This is a genomic window from Gemmatimonadales bacterium (assembly GCA_036265815.1).
Lineage (GTDB): Bacteria > Gemmatimonadota > Gemmatimonadetes > Gemmatimonadales > GWC2-71-9 > CAVVWJ01.
The window spans coordinates 1-2,181 of the sequence record DATAOI010000051.1 but is presented as its reverse complement, the minus strand read 5'-3'; the positions used below and the strand labels follow the sequence as shown (position 1 = coordinate 2,181).

General features: G+C 68.9%; 3 protein-coding genes. 1 reads left to right on the top strand and 2 read right to left on the bottom strand.

Going from position 1 to position 2,181, the window contains the following annotated elements:
* Positions 1-298: 298 nt before the first annotated feature.
* Both VHR41_10955 and VHR41_10950 read right to left on the bottom strand, forming a co-directional pair.
* On the bottom strand, positions 299-763 hold the full coding sequence (locus VHR41_10955) for an SRPBCC family protein (protein ID HEX3234706.1): 465 nt from the start codon (positions 761-763) through the stop codon (positions 299-301).
* Positions 760-1,119, bottom strand: coding sequence for a metalloregulator ArsR/SmtB family transcription factor (locus tag VHR41_10950; protein ID HEX3234705.1), 360 nt, complete (start codon positions 1,117-1,119; stop codon positions 760-762). The genes VHR41_10955 and VHR41_10950 overlap by 4 nt, the downstream gene beginning before the upstream one ends.
* Positions 1,120-1,247: 128 nt before the next feature.
* Here VHR41_10950 and VHR41_10945 point away from each other — a divergent pair, with 128 nt between their 5' ends.
* Positions 1,248-1,880: a dihydrofolate reductase family protein gene (locus VHR41_10945; GenBank protein HEX3234704.1), complete on the top strand. Its 633-nt coding sequence runs from the start codon at positions 1,248-1,250 to the stop codon at positions 1,878-1,880.
* Positions 1,881-2,181: the final 301 nt, after the last annotated feature.

The following is a 2,181-nucleotide window of genomic DNA, read 5'->3' as shown; positions in this document are numbered from 1 at the left end:
CCCAAGGGTGCCGTAGGTACGTTCGGACTCTGCAGGGGCGGAACCGGGCAGAGGTAAGACTCGGCGTTGGCCCCGGCGTTCGGCCGGGGCCAACTGTTCCTACACGCGGGCCCGAAGCACCATCGGCAGAGCGGCAGCCGAGCGACCATGCCCCGCGGCTTCTGCTTCCGCCTGGGAGGAGCGGCCTGGCCCGACGCGCGCTGCTCCGTTTGCCTCATTGCGGCAGGCGACGGTGCTCGAGCTCCCTCCCATCGGGGGGCGCGCGCGCCGGCGGGCCCCCGGCCGGGTGGGGTGCCGCTCAGCCGCCGGGGGTCTCGCTCTGAAGCTCCTCCCCGAGGGCGTCTAGGAGGCCGCCCATGCCCTCAGCTCGCCGGGCCGGTGACTCATGGCCGTCGAGGAACGCAGCCTGTTCCGTGAAAACTAAATGGGTGTCGCCGTCTCCCACGGGCGTGAACTCCACCGTGGCCAGCGAGACCGAGATCCTCGTCTCGTCCAAGACCATCTCGTAGGTGTAGACGATGCGCTCGGCCGGAACGATGTCCTGGAAGAGCGCGTTGTAGCTGTAGGCCCTGCCATCCGGCGCGATGCCCTGGCTGCGTTCCCGCCCGCCGACGCGGAAGTCGAGCTCGAGATGCGCATCGGCGTCGACGTACCAGCGCGCCTTCGCCTCCCGATCGGCCCAGGCCGCAAAAGCACGCTCGGGTAGCGCCTCGTACTTGCGCTCGACGACGAAACTGGCGTGCTCCACCGATCGTCCGCTCATCGCCTGCCACCTTTGGGTTCGTCGTCGCCTTCGGCGAGGTACTCGCCAAGGTGGTCGAGGCGGCGCTCCAAGCTCGATCGCCGCGCGCCGATCCATCGCTCCACGGGCCGCAGCGCTTCCGGCTCGATCCGGCAGATCCGCACGCGCCCGACCTTCTCGGAGCTGACGAGGCCGCTGACCTGCAGCACCTGAAGGTGCTGAACCACCGCTGGCAGCGACATCGGGAGAGGCCGGGCGAGCTCGCTCACCGAGGCTGGTCCGCGGCTCAAGCGCTCGACAATCAGCATCCTGCTGGGATCGGCCAGCGCGTGAAAGGTGCGATCGAGAGGCTCACGCCCGGCGCGTTGGTCAAGCATTCACTTAAGTATACTGGCGCTCGCCACGCGTCCTGTCCTCCGGGGAGGTCGAATGCAGAAGTCGTGACCGACCTCGCTTCTGCACAGCTACGAGAACTGGCACCCCGATTACCAAAGGAGCACCACCCATGGCACTCGCCCGCGTCCAGAACTTCGCCATCTCACTCGACGGCTTCGGCACCGGTGAGGGGCAGAGCAAGGACGCACATTTCGGGCACGCCGGCGACCGGCTGCACCAATGGATGTTCGCCACCCGCTGGTGGCAGCCCGGCGGCAGCGGCGGCATCGACGATGCCTTCGCGCAGCTGTTCGATCCCGGGATCGGCGCCGAGATCATGGGGGCCGGGAAGTTCGGCCACCCCAGATGGCACGAGGACCCGGAGTGGAGGGGCGCGTGGGGGCCCGACCCGCCGTTCCACACACCGGTCTTCGTGCTCACGCATCACACGCGCCCGTCGATCGAGATGGAGGGCGGCACGACATTCCACTTCCTCGACGCGTCGCCCGCCGAGGCGCTCGAGACGGCCCGCGAGGCCGCCGACGGCAAGGACGTCCGCATCGGCGGAGGTCCTACCGTGATCCGCGAATTCCTGGCCGCCGGGCTCGTCGACCACGCGCACATCGTGGTGGTCCCGATCCTGCTCGGCCGCGGCGTGTGGCTCTGGGATGGCATGGAGGGCCTCGAGCAGAACTACGACGTCGAGGCCACCTCCTCCCCCAGCGGAGTCACGCATGTGACGTTCACCCGTGCGGGTGCCTGAACGCCCCGGTCGAGAACCCGGGCGCAGGCAGGGCTTAGGCAGCCGCAGGCTTAGTTGGGCTGTCCGCTGCGCGGACGGTCTCGGGTGGATGAAATCTCGTCATTGGCCGGTTGGGCGAGCATCGTCAACATTTCCTGTCCGACGAGGGTGTCGCTTCCCATGGAAGCGCGCGCCGAGCCTCGGCTCCGGCACCAATGACTGTCGCCGGGGACGAGGAGCGTCCGCGCGGCGAAAGCACCCTCCTGGCCCGGCTCTTGCGTAGGCAGAGCATCGGCGCGCTGACCGGCCGTGGCGCGTTCCC